The sequence below is a fragment of the Kitasatospora sp. NPDC001683 genome, from assembly GCF_053596495.1.
In genome coordinates this window covers 46927-66816 of record NZ_JBSFGK010000045.1, presented here as the reverse complement: position 1 = coordinate 66816, position 19890 = coordinate 46927, and the positions used below count along the sequence as shown (strand labels likewise).

Annotated in this window: 17 protein-coding genes and 1 riboswitch; of the genes, 8 read left to right on the top strand and 9 right to left on the bottom strand. The window is 73.3% G+C overall.

Annotation, left to right across the window (positions count from 1 at the left end):
• Positions 1-144: 144 nt before the first annotated feature.
• The 3 genes from ACWCYO_RS23725 to ACWCYO_RS23715 all read right to left on the bottom strand — a co-directional run bounded on the left by ACWCYO_RS23725 (position 145) and on the right by ACWCYO_RS23715 (position 3961).
• Entirely contained in the window at positions 145-1152 is a 1008-nt protein-coding gene (locus tag ACWCYO_RS23725) for a DUF1259 domain-containing protein (RefSeq protein WP_270148746.1), read from the bottom strand.
• Positions 1153-1352: 200 nt separating this feature from the next.
• Positions 1353-2408 carry a type III polyketide synthase gene (locus ACWCYO_RS23720; protein ID WP_449785320.1) on the bottom strand — a complete coding sequence of 352 codons (1056 nt, stop codon included), beginning with the start codon at positions 2406-2408 and terminating at the stop codon, positions 1353-1355.
• Between the two features lie 347 nt (positions 2409-2755).
• Positions 2756-3961 carry a cytochrome P450 gene (locus ACWCYO_RS23715; RefSeq protein WP_270148749.1) on the bottom strand — a complete coding sequence of 402 codons (1206 nt, stop codon included), beginning with the start codon at positions 3959-3961 and terminating at the stop codon, positions 2756-2758.
• A gap of 384 nt (positions 3962-4345) precedes the next feature.
• On the opposite strand from ACWCYO_RS23715, the gene ACWCYO_RS23710 reads away from it, so the two are divergent.
• Both ACWCYO_RS23710 and ACWCYO_RS23705 read left to right on the top strand, forming a co-directional pair.
• A complete protein-coding gene (locus ACWCYO_RS23710; protein WP_270148750.1) occupies positions 4346-5104 on the top strand; it encodes an SDR family oxidoreductase in 759 nt (252 codons plus the stop codon).
• A complete protein-coding gene (locus tag ACWCYO_RS23705; protein ID WP_449785319.1) occupies positions 5101-6168 on the top strand; it encodes an S-adenosylmethionine:tRNA ribosyltransferase-isomerase in 1068 nt (355 codons plus the stop codon). The genes ACWCYO_RS23710 and ACWCYO_RS23705 overlap by 4 nt, the downstream gene beginning before the upstream one ends.
• A gap of 93 nt (positions 6169-6261) precedes the next feature.
• Here ACWCYO_RS23705 and ACWCYO_RS23700 read toward each other — a convergent pair whose 3' ends face one another.
• The 3 genes from ACWCYO_RS23700 to ACWCYO_RS23690 all read right to left on the bottom strand — a co-directional run bounded on the left by ACWCYO_RS23700 (position 6262) and on the right by ACWCYO_RS23690 (position 13154).
• Positions 6262-6666, bottom strand: coding sequence for a nuclear transport factor 2 family protein (locus ACWCYO_RS23700; protein WP_270148752.1), 405 nt, complete (start codon positions 6664-6666; stop codon positions 6262-6264).
• Between the two features lie 114 nt (positions 6667-6780).
• The gene (locus ACWCYO_RS23695; protein WP_449785318.1) at positions 6781-10461 is read right to left on the bottom strand and encodes a SpoIIE family protein phosphatase; all 3681 of its coding nucleotides are present in this window, start codon (positions 10459-10461) and stop codon (positions 6781-6783) included.
• A gap of 1217 nt (positions 10462-11678) precedes the next feature.
• The gene (locus tag ACWCYO_RS23690; protein WP_449785317.1) at positions 11679-13154 is read right to left on the bottom strand and encodes an MFS transporter; all 1476 of its coding nucleotides are present in this window, start codon (positions 13152-13154) and stop codon (positions 11679-11681) included.
• A 121-nt stretch (positions 13155-13275) separates the two neighbouring features.
• Between ACWCYO_RS23690 and ACWCYO_RS23685 the strand changes: the two genes are divergently transcribed.
• Positions 13276-13812, top strand: coding sequence for a winged helix-turn-helix transcriptional regulator (locus ACWCYO_RS23685; RefSeq protein ID WP_449785316.1), 537 nt, complete (start codon positions 13276-13278; stop codon positions 13810-13812).
• Between the two features lie 455 nt (positions 13813-14267).
• Here the strand turns inward: ACWCYO_RS23685 and ACWCYO_RS23680 are convergent, their stop codons facing one another.
• Positions 14268-14684, bottom strand: coding sequence for an HIT family protein (locus ACWCYO_RS23680; RefSeq protein ID WP_270148756.1), 417 nt, complete (start codon positions 14682-14684; stop codon positions 14268-14270).
• A gap of 178 nt (positions 14685-14862) precedes the next feature.
• Here ACWCYO_RS23680 and ACWCYO_RS23675 point away from each other — a divergent pair, with 178 nt between their 5' ends.
• The gene (locus ACWCYO_RS23675) at positions 14863-15051 is read left to right on the top strand and encodes a YegP family protein (protein ID WP_270148758.1); all 189 of its coding nucleotides are present in this window, start codon (positions 14863-14865) and stop codon (positions 15049-15051) included.
• Positions 15052-15119: 68 nt separating this feature from the next.
• Here the strand turns inward: ACWCYO_RS23675 and ACWCYO_RS23670 are convergent, their stop codons facing one another.
• Positions 15120-15815 (bottom strand): MSMEG_1061 family FMN-dependent PPOX-type flavoprotein, encoded by a 696-nt coding sequence (locus ACWCYO_RS23670; RefSeq protein WP_449785315.1) that lies wholly within the window; start codon positions 15813-15815, stop codon positions 15120-15122.
• A gap of 234 nt (positions 15816-16049) precedes the next feature.
• On the opposite strand from ACWCYO_RS23670, the gene ACWCYO_RS23665 reads away from it, so the two are divergent.
• Complete coding sequence (locus tag ACWCYO_RS23665) at positions 16050-16364, top strand: antibiotic biosynthesis monooxygenase family protein (protein ID WP_270148761.1); 315 nt, start codon at positions 16050-16052, stop codon at positions 16362-16364.
• A gap of 73 nt (positions 16365-16437) precedes the next feature.
• Here the strand turns inward: ACWCYO_RS23665 and ACWCYO_RS23660 are convergent, their stop codons facing one another.
• Complete coding sequence (locus ACWCYO_RS23660; protein WP_449785314.1) at positions 16438-16683, bottom strand: SCO4226 family nickel-binding protein; 246 nt, start codon at positions 16681-16683, stop codon at positions 16438-16440.
• Positions 16684-16879: 196 nt separating this feature from the next.
• A riboswitch (FMN riboswitch) is annotated at positions 16880-17007 on the top strand.
• Between the two features lie 227 nt (positions 17008-17234).
• On the opposite strand from ACWCYO_RS23660, the gene ACWCYO_RS23655 reads away from it, so the two are divergent.
• Genes ACWCYO_RS23655 through ACWCYO_RS23645 form a run of 3 tightly spaced genes read left to right on the top strand, consistent with a single transcriptional unit; the run spans position 17235 to position 19854 of the window.
• Positions 17235-17942, top strand: coding sequence for a riboflavin synthase (locus ACWCYO_RS23655; protein WP_449785313.1), 708 nt, complete (start codon positions 17235-17237; stop codon positions 17940-17942).
• The gene (locus ACWCYO_RS23650) at positions 17939-18586 is read left to right on the top strand and encodes a nicotinamide mononucleotide transporter family protein (protein WP_270148765.1); all 648 of its coding nucleotides are present in this window, start codon (positions 17939-17941) and stop codon (positions 18584-18586) included. Before ACWCYO_RS23655 ends, ACWCYO_RS23650 begins: the two co-directional genes overlap by 4 nt.
• A complete protein-coding gene (locus ACWCYO_RS23645; RefSeq protein ID WP_449785312.1) occupies positions 18583-19854 on the top strand; it encodes a bifunctional 3,4-dihydroxy-2-butanone-4-phosphate synthase/GTP cyclohydrolase II in 1272 nt (423 codons plus the stop codon). The genes ACWCYO_RS23650 and ACWCYO_RS23645 overlap by 4 nt, the downstream gene beginning before the upstream one ends.
• Positions 19855-19890 lie beyond the last annotated feature (36 nt).

The window sequence follows — 19890 nt, the reverse complement described above, 5'->3', positions numbered from 1 at the left end:
AGGCGATGGAAGACGAAGCCGCCGAGGACGACCGGCTCGGAGAAGACGAATACGACGAAGAGGAGGAGCCCGAGGAGGAGTACGACGACGAGGCCGACACACGTCGGGCACGACGGGGGAAGGCTGGGAATCCTCACCGGTCAGTCAGGTGGTGGCCGGTACGACATTGGTGGCGGCGACCGCGGGGCGGACCGATCTGGCCAGGTCCACGGCATCGCCCTGGGCCCAGATGTGGGTGAAGAAGAGGCGCGGTTCGTCCGTCAGGCCGTGGTTGTGGAGTTCGACGAGTTCGATGCCGCCCCGCCGCAGCACCGCGAGCACCTCCTGGACCTCGGTGGCGACCATGGCGAGGTCGCCGCTGAGCACGGCCCGTCCTCCGCCGAGCGGCTGGAAGTTGAAGGCCGAGGTCGCGCCCAGGCCGGGTGGCAGGACGTGCCCCTCGTCGACGATGGTCTCGCGGCGGACGAAGACGCACGTATGGACGTCCTCGCCGCTGTTGCCCGTGGCCCCCAGTGCGGCGTCGATGCCGGCGGTGTCCAGATCGAGGGGCCGGGGCGGTTCGGGCGGGCGCGGTGCCGGCGTACCGGTGCGGTCGAGCGCGGTCCGCAGCCCGCAGGCCAGTGCCACGGCGTCGTGGCCGTGTGCGCAGACATGGGTCCACCAGACGTCCGGCGACTGCTCCGGCAGGTGTTTGTGGAGGGCGGTCAGGGCGATCCCCTGAGCCTGGAGCGCGTCGGTGAACGCCGGCAGCTCGTCTCCGGTCACCACCAGATCGCCCATCATCAGGGTGCTGCCGTCGTCGTACCGCGCGAAGGAGGCGTGCGAGCCCAGCGCGAGCCCGGGGGTGATGGTGACGCCACGGCTGACCACGTGCAGGTCGTGTCGCGGGAAGGGCGTGTGGTGGTAGGTCCTTCGGATGAGGTTGCCCGGGCGGCCGAGGGCGCGCGCGATGTCGCCCCAGTCCGCCTCGCTGGTGGTCACCGGGTTGGGGGCGGACCCCATGCCGCCGGAACCGTGGGCTGCGGCCGACCTCATGGCCGCATCCCCCGCCAGGCCGGCCAGCACTGGTATCAGCCCGGCCGCCGCCAGCAGCGGTCGTCGGGGCACGGCGGGGGGAACGGGGTTCCCGGGGTTCGCGTCTTCGGTCTTCACCTTTGGTCTCCCAGGATGCCCCGGCCTTCTGGCCGGGGAGGAGTGGGGCGGGGGGGCGGGTACGGGAGCCGGTCCCCGCGTCGTGGCCACGGCGGCGCGCGGGTGACGGCTCCCGTCCGGGTCGGCCGCCAGGGTGTGCCGGCGGCCGGACGAACGATCGGATGGGGGAACGATCGGATGGGGGAAAGGCTCGGTTTCGGTCAGGAACCGGGGGACGCCCAGGTGCCCAGGGACATCTCGGCGGTGATGCCCGGACCGAACCCCGCCATCAGCCCGTGGTGGCCGTCGCGAGCCGACTCCTCGTCGAACATCCGGGCCAGGGCGTCGAGCACGACCGCACTGGCGATGTTGCCGCACTGGGTGAGGGTGGCCCGGCTGAAGCGGAACGCCTCGGGCGGCACCTCCAGGAAGCGGCTCAGGTCGTCCAGGATCCGCGGACCGCCGGCGTGGATGATGTAGAAGTCCAGCGCGCCCGCGTCCCACTGGTGCTGCTCGGCGACCGCGCGCAGGGCAGGGCTGAGGGGCTCCATCGTCCCTGGCACCCGCCTGTCCAGCTGGAAGTGGAATCCGGTGGGGCGGACCGCGTAGGAGATCCACTCCTCGGTGTTCGGGATGAGGTACGAGCCGTTGCGCTCCAACCGGATCCCGGTGCCGCCCTCGCCCCGGACCACGGCGGCGGCGATCCCGTCGCCGAACAGGCCGTTGGAGAGCAGTGACCCCACGCCCAGGTCGGTGGGCTGGTAGCACAGGGAGCAGAACTCGCAGGCCACGATCAGCACGTTGGAGCCCGGATAGGCCGAGCAGAAGTCATGGGCCCGGTTCACCGCCGCGCCGCCGGCCGCACAGCCCAGTTGGGCGATCGGCAGCTGCCGGGTCTCCGGCCGGAAGCCCAGCTTGTTGATCAGCCACGCCGTGAGCGACGGCATCATGAAACCCGTGCACGACACGTAGACGATCAGGTCGATCTGCGACGGCTCCACTTGGGCCGTTTCGAGGGCCCTGACCACCACCGCCGGGACGCGGGCCTTGGACTCGGCCTCGAAGACGGCGCTCCGCTCGTCGAACCCCGGGTGCTTCAGCACCGTGTCGATGGGTTGGATCAGGTGTCGCTTCCGCACCCCGGTGTTCTTGATGAGGCGCAACGCCAGATCGAGCTGGGGATGGTTGTGATGGAGCCTGCGCGCCAGTTCGAGGGTTTCCTCGTTGGTGATGACGTGCTCCGGCACGGCTATCGCCGGCTTGCACAGAACGGCCATGGGACTTCCTCCTGACGGGCGGAGTTCCCGGTGCGACCCTGGCGAGGCGGGGAGTTCAGCACTGGACGGCAACCGCTGCGAGCCGGACGCGTGGAGACGGCACGGCGGCGGGACTCACCGGGCGGGGCCCAACGGCGTGGCGGACGAGCCGGCAGAGCGAGGATTCGGATGCTCGCCGTGCGGGTGGTTGCGCCGGCCGCGAGTTGGTTCGGGCCACGTCAGCCCAATGTACGGAAGGTGGGTCCCGCGCGCACGTCGGCCCGCGCACTCCGAGGTGCGCGGGCCGACGTACGCGGCGATGCCGGAAACGAGGTGGCGGTGGGCGAGCGCCGGAGCGTGCGGCACCGTCACCAGGTGACCGGCAGCCCGAGCGGATAGCGCCAGATCGACGAGGTGTTCCACGCAAGCTCCGCGGCCGGCTTCGCCAGCGCGATCCTGGGGAAGCGCTCCAGCAGGGTCCCGAGGGCGACTTCGAGCTCGGTGATGGCCAGCGGTGCGCCGAGGCAGTGGTGCGCGCCCCAGCCGAAGGTCATGTGGGAGGGGCTGGTCCGCTCCAGGACCAGCTCGTCGGGCCGCTCGAACCTGCGGCCGTCCCGGTTGGCGGTCAGGTAGGAGACGTGCACGATGTCCCCCGCCGGGATCGTCACCCCGCTCAGCTCCACGTCCTCAAGGGCCACCCGGGGGATGCCGACGCCCTTGCGGAAGGGGATGAAGCGCAGCATCTCATGGATCACCTGGGTGAGCATCTCGGGCCGCTCGCGCATGGTGGCGCGCACCTCCGGCCGGGTGAGGATGGTGTACGAGAGGTTGCCGAGCTCGTACGTCGTGGTGTCCTGGCCGGTGATCAGCAGGACCATGGCCATCACGGTGAGTTCCTGCTCGTCGAGGACCTCGTCCCCGTCGCGGGCCGTGGCCAGCGCGCTGATCAGGTCGTCACCGGGGTTCCTGCGCCGTTCGGCCGTCAGCTCGGCGAAGTACGCCCGCAGGTCGGCCTTGGCCCGCACCGCGTCCGCCTTGTTGTCCAGGTCCATGTTCATCATCGTCCGGGCGTTGGCGCGCAGCCGTGCGCTGTCGGCCTCGGGGATCTCCAGGACCTCGCAGATCGTGATCAGCGGGAGCGGGTGGGCCAGGTGCTCCATGAGGTCGGCCGGCGGACCCTGGTCCCGCATGCGGTCCAGCAGCTCGTTCACCACGTGCTGGGTACGGTCCCTCATCCGCTCGATGTGGTCGGGTGTGAAGCCCTTGGACACCAGGCTGCGCAGGCGGGCGCTGGCGGGCGGGTCCATGACGTTGATCGCCTCGGCCTGGACGATCGGCTCGGGAGTCATGCGCGGGAAGTCCCGGCCGACGATGGCGTGGCGGCTGAAACGCCGGTCAGTGGTCACCGTGCGCACGTCGTCGTACCCCGTGACGAGCCAAGCCTCCCCCTCGCCGTAGGGGAGGCGGATGCGGCTGACCGGTGCGTCGTTCATGAGCTGTCGGAGCGTCGGGTCGAACTCAAGGGCTTCGGCGAAGTCGAACGGGCAGTTCCGTGCGCTGGAGTCAGAGGACATGCGGACCTCCAGGTCTGGGCCGTGCGGGCCGGATGGGACGGCGGATGATGGACTGAGCACCGGTACCCGTTCGGTCGGCCGCGCACACCGGTGGAGGTGCGGGACCGCCGGTAATTCATTCGGGCTGATCAGCGGCAGGAGCGCCCGGCCCCCGTCCCGCGGTCGCCCCGGCCGCCGCGCGTCGGTCCGCCGCCCGGCTGCTCACGGCCACCGCGAGGCCACGCTGGACGAGCCGGCACCGCCGCCCCCTCGCCGCCTGGACCGACCCACAGGGCGGGGAGGCCGGGTCCTAGGACCGTCCGTCGATCTAGGACGAACGCACGACCCGGTCCCGAGCCGGGCGGCCGATCCGCGGCCAGCCCCGGCGGCGGGATCGTTGGCCCCATGAACGAAGCACCGCACATCGCCCCCGCCCCCGTCGCCCTCGTCACCGGCGCCTCCCGCGGCCTCGGGCTGGCCCTCGCGCACGCCCTCGCCGCCGAGGGCTGGCAGCTGGTGATCACCGCCCGTGGCGCGGCCGAACTGGCCGAGGCCGAGGCGGCCCTGGCCGCCGTGACCAAGGTCGTCGCCCTGCCGGGATCGATCGTCGACGACGACCACCGGGCCCGGCTGGCCGAGGCCGCCGAAGGTCTCGGCGGCGCGAGCCTGCTGGTCAACAACGCCGGTTCGCTCAACGGCGCCGCTGCCCCGGGAGCCGAACCGCTGCCCCGGCTGGCCGACTTCCCGCTGCCGGACCTGCTGGAGCTGTTCGAGGTCAACGCGCTCGCCCCGATCGCCCTCACCCAGCTCGTCCTGCCCCAACTGCGCGCCCGCTCCGGCGCCGTCCTCAACATCAGCTCGGACGCCGCCGTGGAGCCCTACCTCGGCTGGGGCGGCTACGGCGCCAGCAAGGCCGCGCTCGACCAGGCCACCGCCGTACTCGCCAGGGAGGAAGCGGAGTTGAGGGTCTGGGCGGTCGACCCGGGCAACATGCGCACCCGGATGCTGCAGGAGGCCAGCCCGGGCGAGGACATCTCCGGCGAGCCGCTGCCCGAGCAGATCGCGTCCGTGCTGCTCGGCCTGCTGCGCGACCGCACCCACTCCGGCCGCTACCGCGCGGCGGACCTGGCGGCGGCGCCGGCCGCCGACCGGGGTGGGCGATGACGTCCCTGACCGAGCCGGGTCTCGACGTCACCGTCCCGCCCGAACTCTCCGCCCGCGCACCGGCGGAGGCGCGCGCCGGCGCCCGGGACGGCGTGCGGATGCTGGTCGGCCGGCGGGCCAGCGGCGCCGTGGAGCACCGCCGCTTCCCCGAACTGCCGGAGGTGCTGCGCCCGGGGGACCTCCTGGTGGTCAACGACTCGGCCACCCTCCCGGCCGCCCTGCCGGGCCGGTTGCCGGACGGCACCCCGGTCGCGCTGCACCTGTCCTCCGCGCAGCCGGACCAACGGGGAGCCCACCTGGTCGAGTTGCGCCGGGTGGTACCGGGCGCCGCGGCGGCCTACTACCCGCCGCAGGAGTCCCCGGCCCGGCCGGGTCTGCGCGTCGCACTTCCGGCCGACGGCACGGCCGAGCTGGTGCAGCCCTTCACCGCCCGCCTCTGGTGTGCCGAACTCACCCTGCCCGAACCCCTGTTGGGGTACCTGTCACGGCACGGCCGGGCGATCCGGTACGGCTACGTGGACCACGACTGGCCGCTCGAGGCCTACCAGACGGTCTTCGCCAGCGTGCCCGGCAGCAGCGAAATGCCCAGCGCCGCCCGCCCGTTCACACCACGGACGGTGGCCCGGCTGGCCGGTCGGGGCGTGCTGCTCGCACCGGTCACCCTGCACACCGGGGTGGCCTCGCCGGAGGCGCACGAGGCCCCGTACGCCGAGCGCTTCCACGTCCCGGCGACCACCGCCCGGCTGGTCGACCACGTCCGGGCCGGCGGCGGCCGGGTGATCGCCGTCGGCACCACCGTCGTGCGCGCCCTGGAGTCGGCCGTCACGCCGGACGGCACGCTCCAGGAGGCCGACGGCTGGACGGAGTTGGTGATCACCCCGGAGCGCGGGGTGCGCGCGGTGGACGGCCTGCTCACCGGCTGGCACGAGCCGCGCGCCTCCCACCTGCTGATGCTGGTCGCCGTCGCGGGCCGCCCACTGCTGGCGCACTGCTACCGGGAGGCCGTCCAACAGCGGTACCTGTGGCACGAGTTCGGCGACGTCAACCTGCTGCTGCCGGACTGACGGACCCTCGCGTCAGCCGGTGGCGGTGCGCTCTCGTCCGCGCGGGCCGTCACCGAGCGACTGGTCGCAGGCGCAGGTGAGGCGGAGCGGCGCTCAGGCCAGCAGGGTCCGTGCCACGTGGTGGGTGTCCAGGTACTCCCGGACGGTGGTGATCAGGCCGTTCTGAACGGTGAACACGCCGAGGCAGTGGTTCTCGTACGCGGCGCCGTTGGCCGCCTTGCCGACGACGGTCCACTCGGCCACCGCCTGCGGGCCGTCGGCGAGGACATGGGTGAGGGTGATGGTCGGCAGGCCGTCGGGGGCGAAGAGGGTGCCGACCTGGCCGAGGAAGTCGCCGAAGATCTCCTGCTTGCCGCGCCAGGTGCGGGAGAGCTCGAGGCTGCCCGGGTAGGTCCAGGCGGCGTCCTCGGCGAACAGGGCGATGGCGGCGTCCAGTTCGCCCGCGGCGAGCCGGGTGACGTACTCGGTGACGACGGTGCGGGCGTCGGCCTGCTGCATGGTGGGCTCCTCTGGTCCGTCCGGTCGGGGCTCTCCCGCCGTGGCAACAGGAAAGCCCAGCGGTCCTTCCGGCGGCCAACAACCCCCGGACCGCGCCGACAACCATCCGTTGTTTCATGCGGTCGGGAAGCCCGGCGGCAGCTCCAGCTCGAACCAGACCACCTTGCCGTTCGCGGTCCGGCGGCTGCCCCAGCGGTGCGCCAGCTCGTTGACCAGGTGGATGCCGCGCCCGCCCTCGTCCTCGTTGCGGGCGTGGCGGATCCGGGGCGTGCCGCCCTCCCGGTCGGCGACCTCGACGGTGAGCACCCGGTCGCAGAACAGCCGCAACTGGGTGGGGGATCCGGCGTGCACCAGGGCGTTGGTGATCAGCTCGCTGGTGAGCAGCTCGGCCCAGTCCACGAGCGCGGCCAGGCCCCAAGAGGTCAGCGTCTCGCGGGTGAAGCGGCGTGAGTGGGCGACCATCGCGTGGTCGCCGGTGAGCGGCAGGTTGGCGATCAGGTCGGCGCCCTCCGGGCGGACCTGCGCCATGATCACGGCGATGTCGTCCTCGGCGGTGCGCCCGGTGAGCCGGGTCAGGACGGCGTCGCAGGTCTGCTCCAGCGAGCGGCTCCGGTCGGCGACCGTACGGCAGAGCAGTTGCAGGCCCTCGTCCAGGTCGCGGCCCCGGCGCTCGACCAGGCCGTCCGTGTAGAGGGTCAGGATGGCCTGCTCGGGGAGGGTGAACTCGACGCTCTCGAACTCGACTCCGCCCACGCCGAGCGGTGCGCCGGGCGGCAGGTCGACCAGGTGGGCGTTGCCCTCGGTGTCGGCGACCACGGGCGGCAAGTGGCCGGCGCAGGCGGCGGTGCAGCTGCGGTCCGCCGGGTCGTAGAACACGCAGACGCAGGTGGCGAACTGGCCCTCGCCGAGCGCTGTGGTAGTCTCGTCCAGCCGGTGCAGCACCCGTTCCGGGTTGAGCTCCAGGATCATCAACGTCCGTGCCACAGTCCGTAGTTGGCCCATGGTGGCGGCAGCCCGGATGCCGTGTCCCATCACGTCGCCGACGATCAGCGCGACCCGCCCGGAGGAGAGCGGCACCACGTCGAACCAGTCGCCGCCGACCTCGCTGACCACGCTGCTGGGCAGGTAGCGGTAGGCGAGCTCCAGCCCGAGCGTGCGGTGGATCTCCTGGGGCAGCAGGCTGCGTTGGAGCGTGAGCGCGGTGTCCCGCTCCCGGCGGTAGAGCCGGGCGTTGTCGATCGCCAGCGCGGTGCGGGCGGCCAGCTCCTCGGCCAGCGAACGGTCCGCCGCGCCGAACGGCGCCGGATTGCGGGTGCGGAGGAACTCCGCGCCGCCCAGTACGAGTCCGCGCGCCACCAGCGGCACCATCAGGTACGAGTGGATCCCGGCGGCCAGCCCCGGCTGCACCCGGTCGGGGGAGGCGACGATCCGCCGCAACTCCTTCTCGGTCACCTCGGAGACCAGGATCGACCGCCGGGTGCGCAGGCTCTGCGCGTACACCTCGGCGGACTGCGAGGTCTCGCCGACCTGGTCGGCGGCCGCCGTCATGCTGCCGTCCGGCGCCAACTCGCCGACCGCCACCGCGCGCATCAGCACCGATCCGTCCCTCGGCACCGGGCCGGGCTCCTCACCACCGAGCACCGTGTCCCGCAGGTCCACCGTGACGAAGTCGGCGAAGCGCGGGATCACCACGTCCACCAACTCCTTTGCCGTGCGGTGCAGATCGAGCGTGGTGCCGATCCGGTTGCTGGCCTCGTTCAGCAGACCCAACCGCTGCTGGGCGGCCCAGGCCTCGTCCAGCGCCCGCTGCCGGGCGGCGGCCGCGTCGCGCTCGCGGGTGAACAGCAGCGCGTTGTCGATCGACACCGCCGCCCGCACCGCCAACTCCCCGGCCAGCGCGAGGTCCTTGTCCTCGTACGGGCTTTCGACCAGGGTCCGGTAGAAGCCCGCGACGCCGACCGGACCGCCGCGCGCGATCAGCGGGACGACCATGAACGAGCGCACGTTCTGCTCCCGTACGGCCGCGGTGCGCACCGGGTCGTCGGCGAACCAGGCCATGCCCTCCTCGTCCATCCGCGGCACCAGCACCGGCTTGCGGTGCGCCAGGCTCCACGCGTACGGCGAACCGGGCGGGAAGCGGTGCACCCCGCCCAGCCGGGCGATCGGCGCCATGGTCGAGCCGCGCACCGAATGGAAGGCCATCCGCCGCAGCAGCGCCGAACCGTCCGCCGGGGGCCGCACCTCGCGCTCGCCCCGGACCAGCTCCTCCAGCACCTCCACCACCACCGTGTCGGCCAGCCGGGGCGTCGCCACCTCGGCCAACTCGTTCGCGGTGCGGTCGAGATCGAGCGTGGTGCCGATCCGGGCGGAGGCCGCGTTGACCAGCGCCAGCCGCTCCTGCGCGGCCTTCGCCTCGCGCAGCGCCTGCTGCCGCGCCAGCACCGTCTGGTGCTGGCGCAGGTACAGCCGGGCGTTGTCGATCGCGACCGCCGCGCGCGAGGCCAGCTCCTCACCGAGGGTGATGTCGGCCTCGGCGAAGGACTCGCGCTCGCCGCGCCGCGAGTACACCACCATGCCCAGCGTGGTGCCGCGCGCCACCAGCGGCGTGATCCGCACCGAGCGCGGCCGGTCGCCCAGGAACGCCCGGCGGCGGCTCTCGCTGATGCCGTCGGCCAGCGGCGGCAGCTCCCAGGACGGCACCACCACCGTCCGCCCGGTGATCAGCGCCCGGGCGTACGGGGAGTCCGGCGGCAGCTCGTACACCGAGTCCACCGGCAGCGACTCGGCCGGATACAGCGGGTCGGCGGTCGACAGCGCCAGGCGGCGCACCAGCTGCCGGGCGTCCGGAGCGGGCGGCTCGACGTTGCGCCCGGCGATCAGCGCCTCCAGCGCGAACACCCCGCTGATGTCCGCGACGCTGGGCACCATCGCGTCGGCCAGCTCGCGGGCGGTCTGCCGCAGGTCCAGTGTGGTGCCGATCGAGGCGGTCGCGTCGACGAGCAGCGACAGCCGCTCCTGCGCCCGGGCCGCCCGAGCCTCGGCGCGGTAGCGCTCCGTCACGTCGATGACCGTCGCGCTCACCCCGAGCACCCGCCCGCCCTGGTCCGCCAGCCGGAAGTACGAGGCGGACAACGCCCGGTCGCGCCGTGGATCCTCCGGCGCGCGGCCCTGCGAACGGAAGTCCACCACCGGCCGGCCGCTCGCCAGCACCTCCCGCATCACCGCCTCGGCCTCGGCGGCGTTGGTCCCCGGCAGCACCTCGGTCAGCCGGTGGCCCAGGTGCGCCTCGGCGGCCAGCCCGTTGGTGAGCGCCAGCGCCTCGTTCAGCCGGACGTAGCGCAGGTCGGTGTCGAAGACGGCCATGCCGACCGGGGACTGGGTGAAGAAGCCGTCCAGCACGGCGAGATCCGCCTGGATCCGGCGCAGCGTCGTCACCTCGGAGGCCACCGCAAGCACCAACGGCGCCCCACCGGGCCCGCGGATGGGATGGGTACGGAACTCCAGGTTCACCAGGTGCCCGTCCCGGTGCCGCACCGGGAACACCCCGGACCACTCCCGGCCCGCCAGGATCTCCGCGAACAGCTCCAGCACCTCGGGCCGCTGCTCGTCCGAGATCAGCAGCTTGGCCGCCTTCGCGCCCACCGCCTCGTCCGCACGGTAACCGAGCAGTGCCTCCGCGTCGCCGCTCCAGTGCAGGATCCGCCCGTCGGCCTCGACCAGTGCCGTGGCGATCGGCACCATCAGCAGGACGTCCTGCTGAGGCTCCCCCCGGCGCTGTCCGTCGTCGTTCACCATGGCCAGAGAACCGCCCAACCACCCGGGAGCTCGTTCCCACCAGCCCTGCCATCCTCGCACGCGGCCCCCGGCCACCGCTCATCGTGACCCCCGGGCTGCCCGGCAGCACCCATGGCCCCGGACGGTCGCCCGGACAGCCCACCCTCACGGTCGTCGTACCCCACCTGCCACCACGGCCCCGATCCACACCGCAGCGCCGGCAAACGAAGTCGACGGGGCCTCCCGCTCCCGCGTGGTAACGCTCCCACGGGCGAGAGGACTTGGGCGGACACCCATCCGGCACTCGGAGGACGCCGCGATCCTCGGAGCAGTGCCGACGGCAACGTCGGCCGCAGCCCGTTCAAGGAGACTCCCGTGCCCGACTTCGGCGGAGGATTCACCGACCTCGACGAAACCACCATCGACCAGCTCGAAGAACCACCGACGATGCCGCTGAGGCCACCGCCGGAGAGGACATCGCACCCGGCGAGTGAACCCCCGTACACCCGGCGCTCGGGCTCGGCACGGGAAGTCGGCGGGTCCGACTTCCTGCGTTGGCTCGGTCCGGCTGCGGGGCAGGGGAGTTCCACCCACCCGACCTCCGCACCCGCACGGGCGTTGGACCGGGCGTGTCGCGCGTGGGAAGTCGGCGGGTCCGACTTCCTGTGTTGCCCCGGGGCCAGCGGCCGATGTGGGCCTTTTCGTTGCCGCTCGGGCGTTGAGTGCGCGCTATGCGCGAGAAGTCGGCCGGTCCGACTTCCTGGGCGCGCTTGTCTCGCCCCTGGGTTTCGGTGTCGGTCCGGCGAGGCAAACGGCGGCGACGACGACGAGGATGACGTGGCTGGTGCAGTTGCCAGGGGCCGAGCTGCGGCCTCCGGACGGGTGCTGACCAAGGGTAGCCGCGCGCGGGAAGTCGGCGGTCTGACTTCCTGTGCGCTCGGTGTGGCCCCGGAGCATGGGTGGTGCGCTTCGGGTGGATGGTGAGGCGCCGGGGGCGGTGGCCGTGATGGTGCGGTTGGTGCCTGTTGCCGGGGCGCGGGCCGAGGGTTGTGTCGCTGCGCGTGAGAAGTCGGCCGGTCCGACTTCCTGCGCGTTCGGCCCGGCCCCGGGTTACCGGGTGGTGGTGCGGGTTCCGGTGGGGCAGAGGGTGTCCGGTGCCCGGGGTGCGGGCTGAGGGTTGTGGCTGTGCATGGGAAGTCGCCGGGTCCGACTTCTCGTGTGGTCGGGCCGGGGGCGGGTCATCGGGTGGTGGTGTGTTCGGGGGTGGTGCGGGATTCGGCGCTGCGGGCGGCGAGGGCCAGGGCGGCGCCGGCGAGGCAGAGGGCGGCGGCGACCAGGGTGGCGCGGTCGGTGCCGGTGGCGAGGGCGTGGGCTGCGGCCTCGGGGCCGGGGGTGGTGGGGCGGGCGGAGCCGGCGACGGCGACGGTCACGGCGACGCCCAGGGCCGAACCGAGGTAGCGGGAGGTGTTGTTGGCCCCGGAGCCCATGGCGGCCCGGTGAGCCGGGACGCTGCTGACCGCGAGCCGGGCGAGGGCGGCGTTGAGGACGCCGCTGCCGATGCCGGCGACGGCCAGGCCGGGGGCCAGCCGGAGCCAGGAGGAGCCGGGCGTGAGCCCGTACAGTCCGGCCTCGCCGAGGCCGCAGATCAGCAGGCCGATGGCGACCTGGGTGGTGGCCGACAGGTGGGCGGCCAGCCGTCGGGCCTGGAGGGCGGCGACCACGGACAGGCCGGACCAGAGGGCCAGTACTCCGCCCGCGGCCAGGCCGGAGAGGCCGAGCACCCCCTGGAGCAGGGTGGGCAGGTAGCTCATGAAGCCGACCAGCGAGAGTCCGGTGAACAGGGCGCCGCCGGTCGCGGCGATGAAGCCGGGGCTGCGGAACAGCGCGAGGTCGAGCATCGGCTCGCGGACCTTCGCCTCGACCACCGCGAAGGCCGCGAGCAGTACCACCCCGCCGACCAGCAGGGCCGCCACGATGGGCCGTGCCCAGCCGCTGCGGCCCTCGGCGAGTCCGGCGATGAGCAGGGAAGTCCCGGTGGTGAGGGTCAGCACGCCGTACGGGTCGAGCGCGCGGGGCCGGTCGGCCCGGGACTCGGTGAGGCAGGCGGCGGCGCAGCCGGCCACGGCGGCCGATACGACGGCGAGCCCGCCGTTGACCGCGCGCCAGCCGGCCCACTGCTGGACCAGCGCGCCGTAGACCGGCCCGACCGCGATGCCGAGACCGACGGCCGCGCCCCAGATCCCGAGCGCCCGGATCCGGCCCGGGCCAGCCGGGTGGGCGTGACTGATCAGGCCGAGCGCGGGTGCCAGGACGGCGGCCGAGGCGACGCCGAGCAGTACGCGCGCGGCCAGGTAGACGGCGCCGCCGGGGGCGAGCGCGGCCAGGGCTTCGGCGGCAGCGAAGAGCAGCACACCGAAGGTGAAGACCCGCTTGCGGCCGTGGTCGTCGGCGGCGCTGCCGGCCGTGAGCAGGAGTGCCGAGATGCCGACCAGGGTGCCGGTGAGGATCCAGGTGCGGCCCGAGGCGCCGAGGTGGGCGGCCTGGGCGGTGGCGGCGAGTGCGGCGGTGGGGGCGGTGTAGGCGACGGTGACCAGGGCGGTCGCGGCGGCCGTGACGGCCAGCGTGGCGCCGGGCCGGACGGGCGCGGTGGTCGGAGCCGACACCGCAGCCGGGGCGGGGGAGGCGGGGGCGGAGCCGGGTGGTGCGGGGGGCATGGGTGTTCCCTCCGGAGGGCGGACCAGTGGGTCTGGTGAATGAACCTTCGTCTCGGGCAGCACGCTACCACCGCCGGTCTGTTCATTGAACCCGCTTCGACGGTGGACTACGCTGGCCCGCATGGCCCTGGGAACCGACTACGAACTGCAGGAGTGCGCACTGGCCCGCGCCCTGGAGGTGGTCGGCGAGCGCTGGAGCCTGCTGATCGTCCGCGACGCGTTCTACGGAGTGCAGCGCTTCAACGACTTCCTCGCTCACCTCGGCATCCCACGCGCCGTCCTCACCGCACGCCTCAACGCCCTGGTCGCGGCCGGGGTGCTGCGCAAGGAGCCGTACCAGCGGACGCCGCTGCGCCACGGCTACCTGCTCACCGAGACCGGCCTCGAACTCTGGGGCCCGCTCTACCAGTTGAGCCGCTGGGGCGGTCGGCACGCGACCCCGGGCGGCCCGCACCACCTGTTCGCGCACGCCGGCTGCGGCACCGACCTGGACGTCGTCGGCGCCTGCCCCACGTGCGGCGGCGGGCCCGTCCCGCCGGCCGAGGTCGCCATGCGCCCCAACCCCGCCCACGCCGGGGGCCACCGCGAGGACCCGGTCTCCCGCGCCCTGGTCCGCCCGCACCTGCTGCTCGAACCGATCGCCTCGGCCGCGGCGTAGCGGGGCACCACCGGGGCGGGCAGGCCGACGAGGCCGCCGGCAGGTCGCCGACGGCCTCGCGGGCGCCGCACCCACAGCAGGCAGATGCTGCCCGCCACGGAGCCACCGGCCAGCCCGGCGACCACCACGCCGACGTGCCGGCCCGCGAGCCGGTCGGCGGTCTGCTCCACGAGGCGGGCGAGTTCGTCATGTGCGGTGAGCCCAGGCGGCCGCGACCTGCGAAGTCGTCCGCCCGGAAGACGATTTCGGCCGCCCCGGATGCTCCCACGGCCGTACGCCCCGCTCCGCCCGATTGCGCCTCACGAAGTACGGACACCACAGCCTGCTGCTCCCGCCCAGGAACAGCGCACCGACCCGCCCGCCACCGACCCGACCCGCCCCGTCCATGGATCGCCGACACCGTATGGCCGTGAAGTGCCTTACCAGCACCGGTGGTTGGAGTGCGCCGCCTACCCCTACGCCTCGCCGAGCGCCGCCCGCAGCCGCGCCGCGACCTCCGCCGCCCCCGCCTCGTCCGGGTACTTCCCGCGCGGCCAGAAGAACCCGCGCAGCCCGTCCTTGGGATTGCGCGGCACCACGTGGACGTGCAGGTGCGGCACCGACTGGCTGATCCGGTTGTTCGCCGCCACGAAGCTGCCCGCCGCGCCCATCCCCCGCTCGACCGCCGCCGCCACCCGTTGCACCCGCAGGAAGAACGGCCCGACCTCCTCGACCGGCAGGTCCGCCAGGGTCCGGTGGTGGGCGCGCGGCACGACCAGCACGTGGCCGGGGAAGAGCGGCCGGCGGTCCAGGAAGGCCACCGCCGTCCCGTCGTCCAGCACCCGGTGCGCGGCTTCCTCACCCGCCACCACCGCACAGAACACGCAGTCCATCCGTCCATTCAAACCACCGGCGGTGGTCCCGGCACCTCCGCAAACCCGGGCCCGCCCGGCTTCACCCGTCCGGCGGCCGACCGGGTGCGCCCGCCCCCGCGCCGGGCGCACGGTGCTGCGAGGGGGAGGGGGACGGGCCGAGGCGGCGCACCGCGTGCCGAACGAGGAGGTGGCCCCGATGCCGGGCAGGTTCGAGGTCTACCAGGACGCCGACGGCAAGTACCGCTTCCGGCTCAAGGCGGGCAACGGCGGGATCGTCGCCACTGGTCAGGGCTGCGCCGACAAGGACGCCGCGTACAAGGGCGTCGAGGCGGTCCGGCGGGCGGCCGACGACGCAGCGGTGATCGACGTCCCGAAGGCCGCCTGAGCCGGCCGGGACGTGCGGGCGCCCCGCAGGCGACCCGCCCACCCCGGCGGGCGGGCGGCAGGCAGCACCTACTCGTACCGGTACAGCAGCGCCTCCCGCTCCGTCTGCTCGATCATCTCGACGGTCAGCGAGTCGTCCCGCAGGTGCGACAGCGTGACCTCCGCCGAACTCGGCTGCGCGTCCTTGGCCAGCCAGTTCTCCGGCTTCCAGGCCGAAGCGCGCAGCAGCGACTTCGGGCAGTGCGCGTACACCTCCTCCACGGCCACCACGATCGCGCTGCGCGGCGGCTTGCCGACGGCCGTCAGCTGCCGCAGCAGCTCGGGGTCGGTGGACACGCAGGCCCGCCCGTTGACCCGCAGCGTGGTGTCCCGGCCCGGTACGACGAAGAGCAGCCCGACCCGGCCGGTCTCCAGGATGTTGTGCAGGGTGTCCAACCGCTTGTTGCCGGTGGCGTCCGGAATGGCCAGGGTGTACTCGTCGAGCACCGAGACCAGCCCGGCCGGCCCGCCGCGCGGTGAGACGTCGCAGCGGCCGGAGGCCTCGGCGCTGGCGACGAACACCAGCGAGGAGCAGGCGATCAGCCGCTGGGCGATCTCGTGCAGGCGGTCGACCTGCTTGCGGCGCGCGTGCTCGCCGGGCTGTTCGTAGACCTCGCGCAGCTGCGCCGGGTCGGTGAGGGCTCCCGCGCTGAGGGCGGCGAACAGGCTGTTCGGGTTGTCCGGAGCGGTGGTTGACGGTGTGGTGGCTTCCGGTGTGAGGGTCATGCCGGGAATCTAACCGAGGCCCCTCGCCGCGCCGACGGCCCGGGTGCACGATCCCGCGGCCGCGCCGGTCGCGGCCGCCGTCCCGCCATCGGCCCGCCGCCCGCCCGCGCCCCTGGCGGACCCACCCGCCCGGGTTTCCTCCACTCTCCGTGAAAGAGCCGCCCCACCCCTCCCCACCAGCGGTTTTCCGCTGATAATGGGGCCAGGGACTCCAGCCAGCCGGAGGTGGTGGCCGTGATCGTCAGAATCTGGGCCGGGCAGGTCACGGCCGATCGCATCGAGGAGTTCTGCGCACACCTGGCCAGCCAGGTGCTCCCGCAGCTCGGGCGGACGGACGGCTGCCTCGGCGGTGAACTCCTGCGCTCGGTGGCCGAGGACGGGCACCGGGTGCTCGTGGTCAGTCGCTGGCGCGACGAGGACGCCCTGCGCGGGTACGCCGGGCCGATGTGGCGGATCCGGCCGGTCTGGTCGGAGGGCGAGCTGCACTACCTCATGCACCCGCCGGAGGTCACCCACTTCATGCCGATCGCCGCACCCGCCGCGCTCTGATCCCGGCGCGCACGCTCCGAGTCCGGCCCGAACCCCGGGCCCTCGCCGCACCCAGGGCCCACACCCCGGGCCCTCACACCGAGAGCGGCACCGAGTGGATCTCGTCCGCCGGGTGCCCGGTACGGCTGTGGACCCGCTGCACCGCCTCCCTGGACGGCGCCTCGGACAGGCAGTACACGGTGCCCGAATCCGGGTCCGCCCAGGCCTGCTCGAAGTGCACGCCCTCCTCGTTCTCGATCGCCGCGTCGGCCGCGTGGGCCGCCCTGAGCTGCTCCGCCGTGATCCCGGTCATCCCGTGATGGACGTCCATGAACTTCATCGCCGTAGCCTCCGAACCTGGCCCCACCACCAGCCTCGCCCTCCCCGCACGCCGACGCCACCAGACGCCCCTGCCCGTACGTCCCGCCCCCGCCCCGCCCCGCATTCCCGGCGGGACCGTGAAACAGACCACAGTGGAACACCCTCCCTGGGCTCGCGTCCCGCGTGGCACAATGACGTCAACAGCAGTGACGTTCAGCGCACTCCGGGGTCGGTGAAAATCCGAACCGGCGGTTACAGTCCGCGACCCGTCCGCAGCCAGCGGGCGGTTGACCAGGTGAAATTCCTGGACCGACGGTTAAAGTCCGGATGGGAGGCGTGCGCGGGCGGACGAAGAGCAGTACCCGTGGTCCATGCACGTCCATCACGAACCGGACCGGACCACGGTCAGGTGAACGGCGGGAGCAGCGTCTCCCGGGCCGGGCGAGCGATCTCCCGGCGGCTCCGGCACCCCGGCGACGGGTCGTGCCCACGGGCCCGCGCACCGGTGCCCGTCCGTGTCATCTCCCTCTGCCGCCCCGGAGTCCGCGCCCCAAGCGCGAGGAGACCCGGGTGTTCACCGGCATCATCGAAGAGCTCGGCGAGGTCGTGTCGATCGAGGAGATCGGCGACTCCTCGCGAATCCGTCTGCGCGGTCCGGTGGTTCGGGACGGCGCACGTCACGGGGACTCCATCGCGGTCAACGGCGTCTGCCTGACCGTCGTCGACAGCCCCGAGCAACTGGCCGCCGAGACCGGCGAGTTCAGCGCCGACGTGATGGCCGAGACACTGCACCGCTCCAGCCTGGGCGAGCTGAAGCCCGGTTCCCCGGTCAACCTGGAGCGCGCGATGGCGCTCGGCGCCCGGCTCGGCGGCCACCTGGTGCAGGGCCATGTCGATGCCACCGGGCGGCTGTTGAGCCGCGAGCCCGGCGAGCGCGACGCGGACGGCAACCTGCGCTGGGAGGTGCTGCGCTTCTCGCTGCCGGAGTCCATCTCCCGCTACCTGGTGGAGAAGGGCTCGATCACGGTCGACGGCGTCAGCCTCACCGTGGTGGAGGCGGCCCGCGACAGCTTCACCGTCAGCCTCATCCCGGCCACCCTCGCGCTCACCACGCTCGGCGCCAAGGCCCTCGGCGAGAGCGTCAACCTCGAGGTGGACGTGCTCGCCAAGTACGTGGAGCGGCTGCTCGAATCGCGCACCCTGCCCAAGCTGCCCACCCTGCCGTCCGAGCTCCCGAACCTGCCGGGCACCGACACCACCACCGGGAAGACCAAGTGAGCTGGCTCAGCGGCGAGGCGTTCACCGTCCTCGGCGAACACGTGAAGTGGGCCGACATGATCGGCAACCTGCTCGGCTTCGCCGGCCTGGCGCTCGGCTGGCGCCGCTCGGTCTGGAGCTGGCCGGTCCAACTCCTGTCCGGCGTCGTGCTGATCGCCGCCTACCTCGGCGGCCACGTCCCCGGCCTGATCGGCAAGCAGCTGATCGTCATCGTCACCGCCGCCTGGGGCTGGGCGCAGTGGCGGCGCGGTCGTCGCGACACCGGGACGATCGCCGTACGGTTCGCCAGCTGGCCCGAGCGGGCCGCCCTGGTGGCCGGCACCGCGGTCGGCACCGTCGCCCTGGCGCTGCTCTTCACCGCCTACCCCAGCCTGTCCTGGAGCCCCTGGTCGGACGCCTACATCTTCGTCGGCACGCTCGCCGCGATGGTCGCCCAGGCGCGCGGCTGGCTGGAGTTCTGGTTCGCCTGGATCGCGGTCGACGCGGTCGGCGTCCCGTTCGCCTTCAACAGCGGCTACACCTTCTCCGGCCTCACCTACTCCGTCTACTTCGTCCTGGTGCTGCTCGGTCTGCGCTCCTGGTGGCTGAGCACCCGTGAGCCGCGAGCCACGTCCTCCAACGTCCCGCAGGGAGCCACGGCATGACCGAGAACCAGACCCACCACAGCAACCTCGGTGACGAGCTCGTGCTCGACCCCGTCGAGCGGGCGATCGCCGACATCGCGGTCGGCCGCGCGGTGGTCGTGGTCGACGACGAGGACCGCGAGAACGAGGGCGACATCGTCTTCGCCGCCTCCGCCGCGACCCCCGAGCTGATGGCCTTCACCATCCGCTACAGCTCCGGCGTGATCTGCGCCCCGATGACCGGCGCGGAGCTGGACCGGCTCAAGCTGCCGCCGATGACCCAGGTCAACGAGGACCGCAAGGGCACCGCGTACACCGTCTCGGTGGACGCCCGCGACGGGGTGGACACCGGCATCTCCGCCGCCGACCGCGCCCGCACCGTCCGGCTGCTCTCCTCGCCCGGCACCGAGCCCGGCGACCTCACCCGCCCCGGGCACGTCTTCCCGCTGCGCGCGGTCGAGGGCGGCGTGCTGGTCCGCCCCGGGCACACCGAGGCCGCCGTCGACCTGGCCCGGCTCGCCGGGCTTCCGCCGGCCGGCGCGATCGCCGAGGTGGTCAACGACGACGGCACCATGGCCCGGCTGCCCGAGCTGGTCGCCTTCGCCCGCCAGCACGGCCTGGCGATCATCTCCATCGAGGACCTGATCGCCTACCGCCGCCGCACCGAGCTGCACGTCGACCGGGCCGCCGTCACCGCCCTGCCCACCGCGCACGGCGAGTTCACCGCGGTCGGCTACCGGGGCACCATCGACGGCGTCGAGCACATCGCGCTGGTGGCCGGCGGCCTCGGGGCGGACGGGCGGCTGCCGGACGGCGAGGACGTCCTGGTGCGGGTCCACTCCGAGTGCCTGACCGGCGACGTCTTCGGTTCGCTGCGCTGCGACTGCGGCCCCCAGCTGGAGGCCTCGCTCCAGCGGGTCGCCGAGGCGGGCCGCGGTGTGGTGCTCTACCTGCGCGGCCACGAGGGCCGGGGGATCGGCCTGGCGCACAAGCTGCGCGCGTACGAGCTGCAGGAGCAGGGCCGCGACACCGTCGACGCCAACCTGGACCTCGGCCTGCCCGCCGACGCCCGCGACTACAGCATCGCGGCGCAGATGCTGGCAGACCTCGGCGTGCGCTCGCTCACCCTGCTGACCAACAACCCGCAGAAGCTGACCGCGCTCACCGAGCACGGCCTCAAGGTCAAGGGGCGCGAGGCGGTCGAGATCGCGCCGGGTGAGCACAACCTGCGCTACCTGCGCACCAAGCGCGACCGGATGGGCCACGACCTGCCCGGCCTCGACTCCTGAAGCACTCCGAGGCTCCGGAAGCCCCCCGAGGCTCCC